The organism is Chryseobacterium viscerum (genome assembly GCF_002899945.2).
Lineage (GTDB): Bacteria > Bacteroidota > Bacteroidia > Flavobacteriales > Weeksellaceae > Chryseobacterium > Chryseobacterium viscerum.
Window position 1 is genome coordinate 360902 of record NZ_PPEG02000001.1, and the last position, 14992, is coordinate 375893.

Annotated in this window: 14 protein-coding genes; 8 read left to right on the plus strand and 6 right to left on the minus strand. The window is 36.9% G+C overall.

Going from position 1 to position 14992, the window contains the following annotated elements; translation table 11 throughout:
* Positions 1 to 6: 6 nt before the first annotated feature.
* Complete coding sequence (msrB, locus tag C1634_RS01655) at positions 7 to 534, minus strand: peptide-methionine (R)-S-oxide reductase MsrB (RefSeq protein ID WP_109737810.1); 528 nt, start codon at positions 532 to 534, stop codon at positions 7 to 9.
* A 96-nt stretch (positions 535 to 630) separates the two neighbouring features.
* Between msrB and C1634_RS01660 the strand changes: the two genes are divergently transcribed.
* Complete coding sequence (locus C1634_RS01660; protein ID WP_103231130.1) at positions 631 to 1875, plus strand: DUF445 domain-containing protein; 1245 nt, start codon at positions 631 to 633, stop codon at positions 1873 to 1875.
* Positions 1876 to 1969: 94 nt separating this feature from the next.
* Positions 1970 to 2791: a hypothetical protein gene (locus tag C1634_RS01665; protein WP_123921348.1), complete on the plus strand. Its 822-nt coding sequence runs from the start codon at positions 1970 to 1972 to the stop codon at positions 2789 to 2791.
* 32 nt (positions 2792 to 2823) lie between these two features.
* On the opposite strand, the gene C1634_RS01670 is transcribed toward C1634_RS01665, so the two are convergent.
* Both C1634_RS01670 and C1634_RS01675 read right to left on the minus strand, forming a co-directional pair.
* Positions 2824 to 3861, minus strand: coding sequence for a quinone-dependent dihydroorotate dehydrogenase (locus C1634_RS01670; protein WP_103231132.1), 1038 nt, complete (start codon positions 3859 to 3861; stop codon positions 2824 to 2826).
* 192 nt (positions 3862 to 4053) lie between these two features.
* Complete coding sequence (locus tag C1634_RS01675; protein WP_103231133.1) at positions 4054 to 4749, minus strand: pseudouridine synthase; 696 nt, start codon at positions 4747 to 4749, stop codon at positions 4054 to 4056.
* Positions 4750 to 4957: 208 nt separating this feature from the next.
* Between C1634_RS01675 and C1634_RS01680 the strand changes: the two genes are divergently transcribed.
* The 3 genes from C1634_RS01680 to C1634_RS01690 all read left to right on the plus strand — a co-directional run bounded on the left by C1634_RS01680 (position 4958) and on the right by C1634_RS01690 (position 8360).
* On the plus strand, positions 4958 to 5158 hold the full coding sequence (locus C1634_RS01680) for a hypothetical protein (protein WP_103231134.1): 201 nt from the start codon (positions 4958 to 4960) through the stop codon (positions 5156 to 5158).
* 48 nt (positions 5159 to 5206) lie between these two features.
* Positions 5207 to 6748: a glycine--tRNA ligase gene (locus tag C1634_RS01685; protein ID WP_103231135.1), complete on the plus strand. Its 1542-nt coding sequence runs from the start codon at positions 5207 to 5209 to the stop codon at positions 6746 to 6748.
* Positions 6749 to 6830: 82 nt separating this feature from the next.
* On the plus strand, positions 6831 to 8360 hold the full coding sequence (locus C1634_RS01690) for a hypothetical protein (protein ID WP_109737811.1): 1530 nt from the start codon (positions 6831 to 6833) through the stop codon (positions 8358 to 8360).
* Between the two features lie 139 nt (positions 8361 to 8499).
* Here C1634_RS01690 and C1634_RS01695 read toward each other — a convergent pair whose 3' ends face one another.
* Complete coding sequence (locus C1634_RS01695; RefSeq protein WP_228409929.1) at positions 8500 to 9828, minus strand: M48 family metalloprotease; 1329 nt, start codon at positions 9826 to 9828, stop codon at positions 8500 to 8502.
* Between the two features lie 99 nt (positions 9829 to 9927).
* Between C1634_RS01695 and C1634_RS01700 the strand changes: the two genes are divergently transcribed.
* The 3 genes from C1634_RS01700 to C1634_RS01710 are packed head-to-tail and all read left to right on the plus strand — an operon-like array spanning position 9928 to position 13251.
* The gene (locus tag C1634_RS01700) at positions 9928 to 11061 is read left to right on the plus strand and encodes a serine hydrolase domain-containing protein (protein ID WP_103234704.1); all 1134 of its coding nucleotides are present in this window, start codon (positions 9928 to 9930) and stop codon (positions 11059 to 11061) included.
* Positions 11062 to 11063: 2 nt separating this feature from the next.
* Positions 11064 to 11678 carry a YdeI/OmpD-associated family protein gene (locus C1634_RS01705; RefSeq protein WP_228409930.1) on the plus strand — a complete coding sequence of 205 codons (615 nt, stop codon included), beginning with the start codon at positions 11064 to 11066 and terminating at the stop codon, positions 11676 to 11678.
* Positions 11679 to 11691: 13 nt separating this feature from the next.
* Positions 11692 to 13251: a helix-turn-helix domain-containing protein gene (locus C1634_RS01710; RefSeq protein ID WP_165835250.1), complete on the plus strand. Its 1560-nt coding sequence runs from the start codon at positions 11692 to 11694 to the stop codon at positions 13249 to 13251.
* Here C1634_RS01710 and C1634_RS01715 read toward each other — a convergent pair whose 3' ends face one another.
* The gene (locus tag C1634_RS01715) at positions 13252 to 14163 is read right to left on the minus strand and encodes a hypothetical protein (protein WP_103234706.1); all 912 of its coding nucleotides are present in this window, start codon (positions 14161 to 14163) and stop codon (positions 13252 to 13254) included.
* Between the two features lie 10 nt (positions 14164 to 14173).
* Positions 14174 to 14986 carry a hypothetical protein gene (locus tag C1634_RS01720; RefSeq protein WP_103234707.1) on the minus strand — a complete coding sequence of 271 codons (813 nt, stop codon included), beginning with the start codon at positions 14984 to 14986 and terminating at the stop codon, positions 14174 to 14176.
* Positions 14987 to 14992 lie beyond the last annotated feature (6 nt).

The following is a 14992-nucleotide window of genomic DNA, read 5'->3' on the forward strand; positions in this document are numbered from 1 at the left end:
CAATATTTATTTCTGAGAATCGGAAACAAATTCCAGACTCACAGAATTCATACAGTATCTCAATCCTGTAGGCTTGGGACCATCATCAAAAACATGCCCCAGATGGGAATCACATCTTTTGCAAAGCACTTCTACTCTATCCATTCCATAGGACTGATCTCTTACATAATAGACCCCTTCTTTATCGGCCTCAAAGAAACTCGGCCAGCCACAGCTGCTGGAAAATTTTGATGTGGAACGGAAAAGGTGATTTCCACACACCGCACAATAATAGTCACCTACTTCATCAAACTCGTTATATTTTCCTGTAAAAGCTCTTTCTGTAGCGGCTTCTCTGGCGATTGCATACAAGTCCGGAGCAAGGATTTTTTTCCATTCTTCATTGGAAATAGTAAGTTTTGCGGTATCGGTTCTGGAATAGTATGGATTGTTTTTTGCTTCTGTATTTTCCATAGGAGAGTTTTTAATAGGTTGATATTTCTGCGTACAAGCCTGCAGAAAAAATAATAAGGTGATTGAAACTAAAAATTTCATCGTAAATTTTATTCTTTAACCATAAAAATTTTTGTGGTGTAAAAGCTTTTATTAAGATTAAACGGTTTCATAACCAAATTTAGTAAATTTGAGAATATGAATGACGAAGCAAAAAGAAAACAGCTCAGAAAATATAAAGCATTTGCCACAGGATTATTTGTCCTGATGGCCATTATTTTCATCGTTACCACTATTGCACAGAAGTCTAACCCTTCTCATTGGATTGGCTATGTACGGGCTTTTGCCGAAGCCGCGATGGTAGGTGCGCTGGCTGACTGGTTTGCTGTAACCGCATTATTCCGCCATCCTCTCGGACTTCCGATACCTCATACCAACCTGATTGAAAACAGTAAACAGAGATTGGGAGACAATCTGGGCAGTTTTGTGGTGGGTAACTTTCTTTCTCCTCAGAATATACGGCCTTATATTCAAAAGCTTAAAGTTTCGAACTTTGTCGGAGAATGGCTGGGTAAAGAAAAGAGCCAGGAGATTTTGATTAAAAATCTTTCAGATATTGTTCTTGATATTCTTAATAAACTTGATGATTCTACGGTAAGCCAATTTATCAGCAAAAAGGTTTCTGAAATGACGGATGATATTAAGCTTAATAAAGTCGTAGGAAACGGAATTGGCTATATTCTGGAAAAAAATGACCACCAGAGAATCATCACCAACCTTTCCAAACAGATCAAAGAATACATCATTGAAAACGACGAAATGATCAAAGATCGTGTCAAGAAAGGCAGCTACACATTCATTCCTTCTTTTGTAGATAATAAGATTGCAGATAAAATTGCAGACGGACTTGCTGATTTTTTCAAAGAAGTAGAAGAAGATCCCCAACATGGAGTAAGAGATCTGATCACTCAGAAAATCCATGAATTTGCTGTTGATCTGAAAGAAGATCCAAAGTGGGATAGCGAGTTTAAAACCATCAAAAACGGACTTCTCCGAAATGATAAGCTTGATGAATATTCTAATGACATCTGGGTTTCTATCAAAAAAACACTTATGAAAGAATTGCAGGAAGAGCATTCCGCATTGAAAAGCTATCTTTCTAAAAATCTGAATGAGTTTGCACAAAACTTAAAGACCGACGAAAGTCTTCAGAACAAAATTGACCACTGGGTTCGGGTAACGGCTTATAAATACATTCTTAAAAACACCCATCAGTTTGGGAACCTCATCAGTACTACCGTTGGGAATTGGCAGGGAAAAGAACTTAGCGAAAAAATGGAACTGGAAGTAGGAAAAGATCTCCAGTTTATCCGGGTAAACGGAACGCTGGTTGGAGGTCTGGTCGGACTGATCATCTACACCATATCCCATTTCTTTCTCTGAAAAAATTACAACTAATGATACCCCAACCATGAAAAAACTTTTTACCGTATTCTTTTTCTTATCCCTCACATTTTTTCTCTGTCAAAAAGTTGAATTGAAGAAAGTAACAGATTCTTCGCAGATTTTCAAAGGAGAAATCGCAGGAGTTCCTATTACGATGCAGCTTCATTTCGCAGGAATTGCAGATTGCAGTCTCTACCAGTATTTTGTAGATGGATGGTATTATTACGATAAATATCAGAAGAAAATTCCGCTAACGGGGGTTTATGATTATGGTAAACTCTCATTGTATAATTTTGGTGCTAAGCAGAAAATAAATTCCAAAATATTTAAAGAAAAGATCACGTCACCACAAACGGTAGAAAAAACAAATGAAACAGCACAGTTATTGGCTCCCAAAGAATATATTTCCTTTAATCAGCAAGAAGCTAAAGAAAATGCAATTCAGGGAAGTATTTATCTGGATAAAAAAACTCACCCCGCCAGACTTTTTACCGGTAATGATATGATTTACCGCTACAACAATTATCTGATCTTACCTAATAATAAAAAAATCAATACATTCGACTTTATCAATCAATATGGAGGAAATGAACTGGTTTCCTATACATCGGAAGAAAATAGGAACCGGGTTTTGCTGTATTTTGAACATTCCTCGAATCTTAATGCGTGTGGAAGATGTGGAGCAAGTGAAGGCGAAAAAGGCTATCGGGTTCTTTACTTTACAAAAGACTGGAATTATAAAAACTATGAGGAATTCCTGATAGAAAGTTGTCTGGAGAACGTCTATGACGTTACCAAAACGAAATCCAAAGACAGGCAAACGATACGATATAAAATAGCTAAATCTGATACTACTCCCGCCCATACCCTTACCGTAGACCTTAAAAATGCATCAGTTGTAAAGTCAAAATAAAAAAGAGAGCTATCTCAACTCTCTTTATATTTTTATCTCGGTAATCTGCTTGCTCTTTTCAGAAGTTCCTGATTGATCTCGTTGATCAGTTGGGGCCCTTCATAAATAAATCCTGTATAAAGCTGGATCAAACTGGCACCTGCCTCTAATTTCTCTATAGCATCTTTCGCAGAATGTATTCCTCCTACTCCAATGATTGGGAAAGCTCTGTTGCTTTTATCGGAAATATATTTGATCATTTTTGTACTTCTCTCACGGATAGGCTTTCCGCTTAGTCCGCCATTTCCTATTTGTTCTAAAACTTCCGGAGAAGTCTTCAAACCCTCTCTGTTGACGGAGGTATTGGAAACTACGATACCATCGATCTTTGTTTCTGCAATCAAATCAACAATTTCGTCCAGTTGATTGTTATTAAGATCCGGAGCAATTTTCAGTAATATAGGCTTCTTTACAGATTTTGACTGATTGATCTTCTTCACTTCCGTAATCAGCTCTCTCAGATATTCGACATCTTCAAGTTTGGCGTGGCTTCCTACATTCGGGCAGCTTACATTCAGTACAAAGTAGTCTACATGAGGATGAAGTCCTTCAAAACAGTCCAGATAGTCCTGGGTATAATTTTCGGGGCTTGTATCTGTATTTTTTCCGATGTTTCCACCGATGATGATCTTTCCTTTGTTGGATTTCAGTTTTTCAATAGCTGCTTCAAGACCGTCATTGTTGAACCCCATTCTGTTGATAATTCCCCCGTCTTCTATTAAACGGAACAGCCTTTTTTTAGGATTTCCTGCCTGAGCTCTAGGCGTTACGGTTCCAATTTCTACAAATCCAAAACCAAGATCACCCAATTCATTGAACAAAACTGCATTTTTATCAAAACCGGCAGCCAGTCCTACAGGGTTTTTAAATTTCAATCCGAAAACTTCTCTTTCAAGACGTTTGTCTTCAATAGGTTTAGGGAAAAATAATTGGGTAAGAAATCCAAAATTCTTAAGCATCGAAAAAGTAAAGTGATGAACTTCTTCGGGATCAAATTTGAAAAGAATTGGACGAATGAGCGATTTGTACATTGAAAAAAAGTTTTACAAAATTACTCATTTTAAAATTAATCTTTGGTTATCCTGTGATATTTTATCAAAATGTCTTTTATATATAAAATCTAAAAGAGATCAATATCTCATAGGACGGGATATTTAGAAAAGTGTATACCTTGTCAAGATTTTAAACCTTGACAAGATGTGCTAAGAGGTTTTTTATTTAAATTAAGAATACGAACTCAAATCGAAATTTAAGATATTCCCTACCCTTTTGAACTCTTCATTTACTGTAGCATTCAGCGTTATTTTTTCGTTGGTAATGGGATGATTAAAGACCAATTGATGGGCGTGAAGCATCAGTTTGCTCATGTCAAAAGTCTCCAGCCACAGTTTATTCTGTTTATTACAACCATAAGGACGGCATCCCAAAATAGGGTGTAAGATATGTTTAAAATGCTTTCTCAGCTGATGCATTCTGCCCGTTTCCGGAATGGCTTCTACCAGACAGTACCGTGAAGTCTGATGTTTTCCAAAAGCTAAATCTATTTCCGAGGTCTGCAAACGGTGATAATAAGTAATGGCATTTTGCTGGGTTCCATCCTCATTGACTAAATCATAATCAATTGTTTCCTCTTCTTTTGCCCAGCCCCTAAGAATGACTAAGTATTTTTTTTCAACTTGCCGTGTTGCAAATCGATCGTTCATTACTCTCAATGTATCTTTATCTAAAGTAAACAGCAAAACACCCGAAGTTTTCCGGTCTAAACGATGCGCAGGATAAACATACTGCCCGATCTGATCTCTTAATTCCTGAATAGCATAGGTATCGGCTTCTCCTGCATAATAAGATTTATGAACCAATAATCCACTGGGTTTATTAATGGCAATAAGATGTTCGTCGCGATAAAGAATTTCTAACATGGGGCAAAAGTAGAAATTTTCAACCGATTTAGCCCTGATTGAGCGGTATGTTTGAGCTCTTTTCTGTTATTTTGCGGCGGCTTCGCCGCCGCAAAATAACAGAAAAAGCGAGCAGCGAAAGCAGGTTCCCGGCTCCTTAATAAGATGATCATTAAACCTCAAATAAAATCTCTATATTGGTATAAAGTTTTACCATAATTTTAAAAAAATGACAGACTATTTTGGCTTTTTTGTAAAATTGATCGTGATCGCTGTTGTTATAACGATCGCTACAATTCTTTTTGTCCCATTAAAAAAATACAGAATAGCAAAGATATTACTGTTTATTATTGCCGGTATTTTATTTATTATTGGTGTGGGTGGATGCTTTTTGATGACCATCTCTAATGTAGGATCTTACAGGTATTAATATTTTCCCAATAAAAAACATTATTTTTGCATATCAGACGTAAAAATTATGGCAAAGCAAGAAGATGTTTTCAAGAAAGTGATTTCTCACGCTAAAGAATATGGTTTTATTTTCCCATCGAGTGAGATCTATGATGGTTTATCCGCTGTTTATGATTATGGACAGAACGGGGCCGAACTTAAAAATAATATCAAACAATACTGGTGGAAAGCTATGGTACAGCTTAACGAGAATATTGTGGGTATTGATTCGGCGATCCTTATGCACCCTACAACATGGAAGGCATCGGGCCACGTAGACGCTTTCAACGATCCATTGATTGACAATAAAGATTCTAAGAAACGTTTCAGAGCAGACGTTTTGGTGGAAGACTACTGTGCTAAAATTGAAGATAAAGAGAATAAAGAAATCGAAAAAGCTGCGAAAAGATTCGGTGAGGCTTTCGATAAAGATCAGTTTGTTGCAACGAATCCAAAAATTTTGGAATACAGAGCAAAAAGAGAAGCTATTCTTTCAAGACTGGCAAAATCTCTGGAAAATGAAGATCTTGCTGATGTAAAAGCATTGATTGAAGAGCTTGAAATTGCAGACCCTGATACAGGTTCTAGAAACTGGACGGAAGTAAGACAATTCAACCTGATGTTCGGAACAAAACTGGGAGCTTCTGCAGACTCTGCAATGGATCTTTATTTAAGACCTGAAACAGCACAAGGTATCTTTGTGAACTTCTTGAATGTACAGAAAACTTCACGTCATAAACTTCCTTTCGGTATCGCACAGATCGGTAAGGCCTTCAGAAATGAAATTGTTGCAAGACAGTTTATCTTCAGAATGCGTGAATTCGAACAGATGGAAATGCAGTTCTTCGTAGCTCCGGGAACGGAACTGGAATTCTACGAGAAGTGGAAACAAAAGCGTCTGAACTGGCACTTAGCTCTAGGTTTAGGAAACGACAACTACAGATTCCATGACCATGAAAAATTGGCTCACTATGCGAATGCTGCTGCTGATATTGAGTTTAACTTCCCATTCGGATTTAAGGAACTGGAAGGTATCCACTCAAGAACGGATTTCGATTTAAAAGCGCATGAAGAATTCTCTGGAAGAAAGCTTCAGTTCTTCGATCCTGAAAGAAATGAAAACTATGTTCCTTATGTAGTGGAAACTTCTGTAGGGTTAGACCGATTATTCCTTTCAATTTTCTCACATTGTCTAAGAGATGAAGTATTGGAAGATGGTTCTGAGAGAACTGTTTTATCTTTACCTCCAGCGATTGCTCCAATCAAAGCAGCTATTCTTCCATTGATGAAGAAAGATGGTTTGGCAGAGTATGCAGAGACCATCTTCAACGATCTGAAATATGATTTCAACCTATTCTACGAAGAAAAAGATGCGATCGGAAAACGTTACAGAAGACAGGATGCCATCGGTACTCCTTACTGTATCACTGTAGACCACGACTCTCTTGTAGATCATACAGTAACCATCAGAGACAGAGACACGATGCAGCAGGAAAGAGTTCCTGTTTCAGAGTTGAGAAGAATCATTGATGAGAAAACCAACTTCAGAAATTTACTTTCTAAATTATAATTTAAAAGCCCTGTTCGCAGGGCTTTTTTATTTTTATCAACATATGGGTTAATTTATTATTTTTATCCCTCAAATTTCAACCATGAAAAAAATAACACTCATAATGTTTGGAGTGATCCAGACATTGGCATTTGCCCAAACCCAGGATTTGACGACACTAGCTGCCGGGGACCATGTGGGAATGAATGCTCTATTCGATGATAAAGACAATCTTTACGGTTACGTTTCTCTATATTCTTATGGAAAATCCGGTGATAAGACCAAAAAATTTGAATACGTTGTATTAGACAAAAACCTCAACCCTGTTGCCAACAAAGAGTTTGAAGGAGATATCACCGCAGCATCGTACGTAGGATATGTTGATTTTAAAGGACAGATTATCTTAAAACCTTCCATGATGGATTATTCTCTGGTAAAAAGCAGAGAAATATTTACTCCGGTTTCTATGGTGATCGATCCAAAAACCAATTCTATTACCAGAAAAATATATTATGACTATCTGGAAAATGGGACGTTCAAAGAGATCAATGAACCTAAGAGCTGGAAAGAACAGCGGAAGGAAAACCGTGATGAGAAAAAAGACAAAGGTTACAACTACGTTTCTGCTGTAGGAGAACTGAAAGAAGGAGGTTATTTTGCTGTTGAATACAAAGATTATGGAAAGTATGAGAACAGTAACAGCCTTATAAAGTTTGATCCAAACAAAAAGGAAGTCTGGAGATACAAATACAATACAGACGGAAGCAAGAAAATTTATACTACCTTATCTGTTTTGGAAAGAGATGAAAACTATATGTACTGCATCATGAAAAAAGTCAATGAGAAGCAGAAAACATTCAGTCTCCTGGTTCTTGATATGAAAACAGGAAAAGAAACTTCCAATAAGCCCGTTACCGGATTATCAGATGAGACCATAGACAATATTGAATCCTTCTACTCTAATTACAGAAAGATTGATAATGATAAAACCTTTGATGATAAAGTAGTTCTATTGGGAAGAAACTATGATGATTCTGAATCAGTAGGATTTGCTAGAATGATGGTTAATAAATCTAATTTTTCAGTAGATATCAAAGCGATTAATTATGAACCTAATATCTCTACCTTTCTTCCAAAACTCAATAGAAATGGGATGGTGGAAAGCGGCTATATGCTTCAGACTAAGGACATGTATTTTATGAATGACGGAAGTGTAGGGATTCTATCTGAAAAATATAAACCGGCAGGCCAATATTCGGCTCCTAAAACCACTGATCTTGTGTATATCTACACCGATAAAGATTTCAAAGTAAAAAATGTTCAGGTTTTTGAAAAGGAAAAATCAAAATGGGTAAACAGTGATTATTTGTTTTCACAATACCTCAACGGAGGAAAAGATGTGGTATTTTTCTATCGTGACTATCAGAAAGATGAAGTGACGAAGCAAAAAAGATGGAATTTATTCATCAATACCATTATTGATGGGAAATTCAAACAGGAAATTGTTCCTATTTCTGAAAAAGACAATTATACAGTAACACCTTACGTAGGAAAAGAAGGCTATATCCTGCTTCGTGAGTATAATGAGAAAGAAAAATTTAATAAAATCCGTTTGGAGAAATTAAATTACTAATACAAAAGAGGCTGTCTCAAAAGTCAAATAATTTGGCTTTTGAGACAACCTCTTTCTTTTATGTTTTGGCTAAAGCCATTGGAATTTTTTGTTATTTTAAACGGGCTAAAGCCCTTTCCTATTGATCCTTTAATGATAATCAGTTTATTTTCGCTATCGTTTCATTCGTCTGATAAAAGTCTGCAATATTCTTTATTTCATCCAAACTCAGGTTCCACATAAAATTCAGAAACTGCTGATAACTTTCACTTTGATTTTTGGATTCTATCCTATCCAGATATCGGTTCAGGTTGTAGTTTTTTCTCGCTTCATATATTTTGGAAAAACATCTTCCTAACCAGCTTTTATAATATTTTTCTTCCTCTTCATCCTGTAAAAACTGCATGGCGGTATAAATTCCCAGTCCATAATCTTCTGAGTGGAAATAGTTGGGTAAAATCTCCATTCTTGCTGCTTTCTTTAATGATACAAACAGATCTGAGGGTTTATCCGGAGCAATGGGAGTTTTAAGTTCTGCAAACGTTTTCTTAAGCATCTCAATTCTTCTGGACACTTCAGGATGAGAAGCCAGAGAATCTTTATTCAGCTTTTCTTTGTAGAAATTATAATTGTACAGTGAAAAATCCTCCTTCTTCATCCACTTTTCATTGAAAGCCTGTTTGGGAAGGTTAAAAAGTTTTTTATACGTATCTACCTTCAATTCTCTGGGTGAAATCGTATCAAAATCCTGTAACCTCTGAAGAGCATTCACAAATTCTGCTTTCTTAAAATCGCTGTTTTTAAAAATAACATAGCCCAAAGAATCTGCCTGCATTTCACTCTGTCTTCTTTCCACGCTTTTTTTATACACGGTATTTTTTAAAATATCAAAAGCTTTCTGATTCTGGCTCTGACTTTGGCTCGTTGTGGTTGATTTTATATTCTCAACCAGTACTTTATCCAGCTTGTCCTGTTCTATAATTTTTAAAAAGGTTTTCAGGGAATGTTCTTCCATTTTATGTCCCAGCTCATGAGAAATCACGGCAGCAATCTGCTCCTCATTGTTGAGCCAGCTGTAAAGCCCCATATTGATTACAAAAGTTCCGTCAGCAAGACAATAAGCATTGGGAGTATTGTCTTTTGCAATCAGAATTTTCAGATCCTGAGGGATTTTAGGATTATTCTTTTTAAGACGTTGAATCATAGAGTGTATACTGGTTTCAAATTCAGATTTAAAGATAAAATCCTTATTTTTCACCTGCTTTTCAAAATCAGTTCCAAATTCTTTGTAAATTTTGGAGAGTTGAGAACCTGTTTTTCCTGAATACTGGGACCTTAATTTCTTTACAGTCGCTTCATTATTCGCCTCAAAATTATTTAAAAAAGCTTTTCTCTGTATGTAATCTGCAGTATCTATTGGTTTATAAATCTGAGACATTCCCATTATAGAAAATAGGAAGCAGCCCAATACAATTAGTTTTCTGGTCATAGTTTTCATCAATAAGAACAAAAATAACGTATTTGATGATTCATTTTAATTTTTATAGCCAAATTATTCTAAATTTGTTAGAGACCCATTCATGAAAAAATGAGAATACTAAAGTATATGATAGGCGGAGCCGTAGCAGGTGCTGCAGCAGCTTATTTTCTGGGATATGATTATTTATTTAGTGGTATCTCCAAAACCTATCTTAAAGGAAAATCAAGTGCCTATATTGATGACGGAAATCTTTTCCCGAGCAACCCTATTGCTACAGAAGAACCCAGGCTGTGGGAAGAAGATCCTGATTACAATAAAAAAGAACTACCTAAACATTTAGTTGAAAACTTAGAACACTCCAAAACAGCATCTTTTGTAGTGATACGGAATGGGAAAATTCTTCATGAGCAATATTGGGACGGGTACAACCAACTGTCACAAACCAATTCTTTTTCTATGGCAAAGGCAGTCACTGTCATGCTTTTGGGAAAAGCACTGGAAGAAGGTATTATTCCCTCTATTGATGAAAAGTTCTCTGATATTTATTCGGAATTTAAAAATAAGCCAATAGGAAACCGGGTTACCCTTAAAAACTTAGCTCAAATGGAAGCCGGATTGGACTGGAATGAAAATTACAACAATCCTTTTTTTCCTAATGCCAAAGCCTATTACGGAAAGAGCCTTGTAAAAGCCGTATTTCCAAGAAATTTTAAAGAAGAACCAGGAACCAGATTTGAATATCAAAGCGGTTCTACACAGCTTCTTGGTTTTGCCCTTAGAAAAACAATCGATAAGCCACTGGCTGGGTATTTATCAGAAAAATTCTGGGTTCCTTTGGGAATGGAACAAAATGCCAAATGGAGTACAGACGATTATGGAATGGAAAAAACCTACTGCTGTATTCATTCCAATGCAAGAGATTTTGCCAAGCTGGGACAATTATTTCTGGATGATGGAAAAGTTGGGGATCAGCAAATTCTCAACGTTGATTTTATTGAACAGATGAGAACTCCTACAGAAAAATCCGAAAACATCTATGGAATGGGACTTTGGATCAATCATGATAATCCAATCAAACATTATTATTTCCTGGGATTGCAGGGACAATATATTATTATGGTTCCGGAGCACCATATGGTGATTGTAAAAACCGGAAGCTACTCCAACAACCCTAAAAATGATAGAGGAAGACCCGACCAGGTTAGATTCTTTGTGAATGAAATTGTATCTTTATTCCCATAGAAATGATGGAAAAATACAGCTCAAAAATAGATGCTTATATTGAAAAATCACAGGATTTTGCCAAACCGATATTGCATTATATCCGTGAAATTGTGCATGAGTTCTGTCCGGAAGCAGAAGAAACCATGAAATGGAGTTTTCCCCATTTTATCTACAAAGGGAAAAATCTTTGTGCTATGGCTTCTTTTAAACAGCACTGTACCTTTGGGTTCTGGCTGGAAAAAGAAATGAAAACCATGCAGCAAATCACTCAGGATATTGAAAAAAACTCAATGTTCAGCTTAGGGAAAATCACTATACCCGAAGACCTTCCTTCCAAACCTCAGCTTAAAAATGCCATTAAAGAAGCCATGGAACTTACAGATATGGGAGTTACCATGAAGAAAGCAGCCCCTTCCAAAACGGAAATGGAAGTTCCGGATTATTTTCAATCAGCTTTAGATGCTCAACCAAAGGCTCTGGAAGTTTTTGAAAAAGCTTCACCATCATTCAGAAAAGAATACATCTCCTGGATTGTTGATGCTAAAACAGAGGTGACCAGAAATAAGAGAATGGAACAGGCTCTGGAATGGATCGCTGAAGGTAAAGGCCGCAACTGGAAGTATGAGAGAAAATAAAAACACATATGCAATGAAGAAAAAAATTATTCACTTTTTCTTCCTTATTATTTCAATTTTTACATTTGCTCAAAAATTTGATTTTGAAGGGCAATATAGGTATGCCCGAATGCTCTCATCCAAAAATCCGGACAGCTCGGAAATCGTTCTGAATAAGATCATTGATTCTGCGCAGAGAAGAAATCTACCGGAATTTCTTGCAAAGGCATATTATTTAAAGTCTTTCAACAGCTATTTGAAATCTGATGCGGAGAAAAGTCTTGATTTTGCAGACAAAGCACTTAAAGTATCTATCAAAAGTGACTACAGCATTGGGAAAGCACTGGCGTACAGAATGCAGGGAACTCAATATGCAAAGCTTGGGCTGCTTAAAGAGTCTTCAAAAAGTCTTCGAAATGCCCTAGCAGAAGTAAAAAACAATAATACGGAAGAAGGACATGAGCTGAAAGGTATGATCTTTAATTCTTTTCTGATCCTTCTCAATAAGAACCAGTATAAAGAGAAAGAGTACTATTCTACAGGTGCCATTCAGGAATTTAAGAAACTTAAAAATGTAACCAGACGAAATGAATTGCTGATTTCCGCTTATACCAATATGGGGTATAATTTATCTGAAGTAAAAAAATTCAAGGAAGCCAAATATTATTTCGCAAATGCTCTTTCATTGGTAGGAGAAAGCAATTATTATCTCCGGGCCAATATTCTTAATGATATAGGATTTTCGTTTTCAAAACAGAATAAACCGGACAGTGCTGTGCTTTACTATCAGAAATCCCTGGCGATTGTAGACCAGTATGGTTTCAATGAAAAAAAGATTGAGGTTACCAAACATCTTGAAGAAGCGTATGCCTTGCTTCACGATGATTCCAATACCGAGAAATATAAAATTGAAAATCTTACATTAAAAGACAGCATTGCTTACAATAAAGCCATGGCCGTCAACAAAACATTATCCAAAAAAGAGGAAAGTTTTCATCAACAGCTTAATGAAAGCCACAGCACTTCAAAAGGGCTTATTATAGCATGTCTTGCACTGATTCTTGTTTTAGGAGCTGCGATTTTCAATACCATCCGTCTCCGCAAAAAGCATAAAGAAACTGTTGCTAAAATTTACAGAGAAGGGATTTCTCCTGTTGTTTATGAAGAAGACCCACAGGAAGCTTCTGAAGATATTCAGACAAAAAACACCTCTACTCCGATTGAAATAAAAATTTCGCCTGAAGTAGAGGAAAACATACTAGATGGATTAAAAATTTTTGAAGAAAACCTTGAGTTTAACAACAAAAACATTTCTCGTTATAATCTTGCAAACACGCTGAATATCAACACAAAATACCTTTCAACGGTTATTAAGAGATATAAAAAATTCAATTTTAACCAATACATTAATCATCTGAGGATCAATTACATTGTCAATCAGTTGAAAAATGAGCCACAATACAGAAAGTATAAGATCAATCACCTTGCTGAAATCACAGGATATTCATCTCACAGTGCTTTTTCTCTTGAGTTCAAGAAGATTACAGGACTGCATCCTTCTGCTTTTATTAAAACTCTGGATGAAATCTCCTGATTACTGTTCTGCTATGGTCAGGTTATTATAACCTCCCGTATTGTTGAGCGAAAAATTCGCAACATTTGAGTTATTTAAATTAAACCAGATGTAAGGCATCAGCCTCTGCCCTGCCGTCATGTAGAATGAAGCGGTGCAGTTACTTCCTGCATCAATATTTCCTACACTGTTTGAGGACATGGTATTGGCACATTTTACAGTATTGACAATATTGGTGACAGCCAACCCTGTGGTATTATCATAAAGCTGCCAGATCGCTTCTATCTGAATAGGATTTAAAGGATCAGCAGTATAATTAATGGCTAACGGAGCCAGATCTGTGGTGAAAGTAGCAACATAAATTCCGTTTCTGGGGGCTGTAAAAATACCTGCACCCGCATTAAAAGTCGTCCCGGAATTACTTTCAAAGGTCTTGCTCCAGTCTACAAGATAATTACTGGCTCTGTTCTGCAAACCAGCGGTTACCGTAGGTGTAGAGGGAGTTGCCAGCTTCACGTTATTCGTCGTTTTGGCTGCAATAACAATCACTTTATTACTTGCGGGTTGTGCTGTAAGCAAAGGAAGCCACTCGCTTCCGTTGGAATATTCCACGCCGCTGCTATAGCGCACTGCCCCTTCATCTGCCGCAACCGCCGTGAGTGTAGAAGTTCCAAAACCAATGGCTCCGTTTCCGGAATTTCTGGCATCTACTTTTACCGCCGGGCTCAAAGTTCCTGCACCTATTTTTCCTGCACTGCTCACAAGCACATCATTGGCCTGCTGAGCCGGAGTAAATGTCGATCCTGACGAAGGATTATCTTTTTGCCCATCAATATGCAAAATTCCTTGTGGATTTGGAGTATTGATTCCAATTTGTGAAAATGCATATTGGAAGCTTAAGGTCATTAAAATCAGTAAACAATTCTTTTTCATCATCTATTTTTTATAATCCGAAAATACTTAAAGAAGTAAGTGTAGAATCTGTATCCAGTGTTTTTGAACTTCCCAGTTTTTGATTCAGGCTTACGGTAAGATTATCTCCCTGGTTCAGGTTAAAAATTCCGGAACAGTTCCCTGCAACGCGATTCCCAATCGTATTGTTTCCGGGATAACTTCCTACACATTTGAAAACTTTACCTGTTGCTGAAGATGTGGAATTGGTTTGAATCAGCGTTTCATACCTTGAATCATCCGCAATGCTTCCCGAAGCCAATGAAAAGGTAAAGGATACGATGTATACACCCGTTTTTGAAGCGGTAAAAATTCCTGCCCCTGCATTAAAGCTGCTATTTACATCCGTTTTTTTAGTCCAGTCTATAACGGCAGTCTGTATCCCGTCACTGAAGCTTTGTGTAGAAGCATTTTCCGCATCCACAAAATCATTGGGAGCCTTATGAGCCAAGGCTACCCAAGCCGCTCCGTTAGAATAGCTCAGATCCTGAGTTCCGGAATTATACCTCATCGCTCCGGCCTTTGCTGCAGAAGCAGATTGTGAAGTACCTCCAATTCCTATTGCGTTTAAATGTTCTCCTGATCTGAGATCCAGTCTTGTTTTGGGAGATTTTGTTCCTATCCCTACATTTCCGGAAGGGGTAATAATTACATCATCATAATAAGTGGAGGGTATTGAAACACTCGTATTCTTCTGTCCGTCAATGTGTACCGCTCCTTCCGGAGAAGACATATTGATTCCTATCTGAGCATTCATCCATAAGCCACAGCAAATGAGTACAGCCAGTCCTAATTTTTTTCTCATATCAAA

Excerpts from the sequence above, each read along its gene's own strand:
- msrB (WP_109737810.1), bottom strand. The coding sequence starts at position 534 with ATGAAATTTTTAGTTTCAATCACCTTATTATTTTTTCTGCAGGCTTGT.
- C1634_RS01660 (WP_103231130.1), top strand. The coding sequence starts at position 631 with ATGAATGACGAAGCAAAAAGAAAACAGCTCAGAAAATATAAAGCATTT.
- C1634_RS01670 (WP_103231132.1), bottom strand. The coding sequence starts at position 3,861 with ATGTACAAATCGCTCATTCGTCCAATTCTTTTCAAATTTGATCCCGAA.
- C1634_RS01675 (WP_103231133.1), bottom strand. The coding sequence starts at position 4,749 with ATGTTAGAAATTCTTTATCGCGACGAACATCTTATTGCCATTAATAAA.
- C1634_RS01680 (WP_103231134.1), top strand. The coding sequence starts at position 4,958 with ATGACAGACTATTTTGGCTTTTTTGTAAAATTGATCGTGATCGCTGTT.
- C1634_RS01685 (WP_103231135.1), top strand. The coding sequence starts at position 5,207 with ATGGCAAAGCAAGAAGATGTTTTCAAGAAAGTGATTTCTCACGCTAAA.
- C1634_RS01690 (WP_109737811.1), top strand. The coding sequence starts at position 6,831 with ATGAAAAAAATAACACTCATAATGTTTGGAGTGATCCAGACATTGGCA.
- C1634_RS01695 (WP_228409929.1), bottom strand. The coding sequence starts at position 9,828 with ATGACCAGAAAACTAATTGTATTGGGCTGCTTCCTATTTTCTATAATG.
- C1634_RS01700 (WP_103234704.1), top strand. The coding sequence starts at position 9,928 with ATGAGAATACTAAAGTATATGATAGGCGGAGCCGTAGCAGGTGCTGCA.
- C1634_RS01705 (WP_228409930.1), top strand. The coding sequence starts at position 11,064 with ATGATGGAAAAATACAGCTCAAAAATAGATGCTTATATTGAAAAATCA.
- C1634_RS01710 (WP_165835250.1), top strand. The coding sequence starts at position 11,692 with ATGAAGAAAAAAATTATTCACTTTTTCTTCCTTATTATTTCAATTTTT.
- C1634_RS01715 (WP_103234706.1), bottom strand. The coding sequence starts at position 14,163 with ATGAAAAAGAATTGTTTACTGATTTTAATGACCTTAAGCTTCCAATAT.
- C1634_RS01720 (WP_103234707.1), bottom strand. The coding sequence starts at position 14,986 with ATGAGAAAAAAATTAGGACTGGCTGTACTCATTTGCTGTGGCTTATGG.